1 protein-coding gene is annotated in these 564 nt (G+C 78.7%); it reads left to right on the forward strand.

Annotated features, from left to right (window positions below):
* Nucleotides 1-564, forward strand: a 564-nt coding sequence (locus HMPREF0731_RS22765) for an NAD(P)/FAD-dependent oxidoreductase (protein WP_007006638.1), incomplete at both ends; no start/stop codon positions are given.

Below are 564 nucleotides of genomic sequence, written 5' to 3' on the forward strand. Positions count from 1 at the left end.
CGCCCGCGCCCCGATGCGGCGCGGGAGGCGCTCTATGCCGACCCGCCCGCGCCGCGCGCCTGGCGGACCGCCAGCCCGGCCCCGGTCCCGGCCGATTGCGCCACGCTGGTGATCGGCGGCGGGGTGGTCGGCCTGTCCACCGCCCTGTTCCTGGCGCGCGAGGGCGAGGAGGTGCTGCTGGCCGACCGCAACGAGCCCGGCCTCGGCGCCTCCACCGCCAATGCCGGCAGCCTGCATGTGCAGTTGCTGGCCTATGCCTTCGGCGACACCGGCGCGCCCGGCCCGCTGGCCGAGGCGCTGGCGCTCGGCCCGCCCGCCGTCGCGCTGTGGAAGGCGCTGGCGGCCGAGGCGGGGGAGAGCCTGTCGATCCGCACCGAGGGCGGGCTGATCCTGGCCGACACGCCGGAGCTGCTGGACTGGCTGCGGCGCAAGACGGCGTTCGAGCGGGCGCGCGGCATCGCCGCCGAGGTGATCGGCCCGGCCGAGCTGCGCGAGCGGGCGCCGGCGCTGCGGCCCGGTCTGCTCGGCGCCTCCTGGTGCCCGCAGGAGGGGCAGATGGACCCG

Origin of the sequence: Pseudoroseomonas cervicalis ATCC 49957, assembly GCF_000164635.1 — a bacterium.
In the GTDB taxonomy this organism is placed as follows: Bacteria; Pseudomonadota; Alphaproteobacteria; order Acetobacterales; family Acetobacteraceae; genus Pseudoroseomonas; species Pseudoroseomonas cervicalis.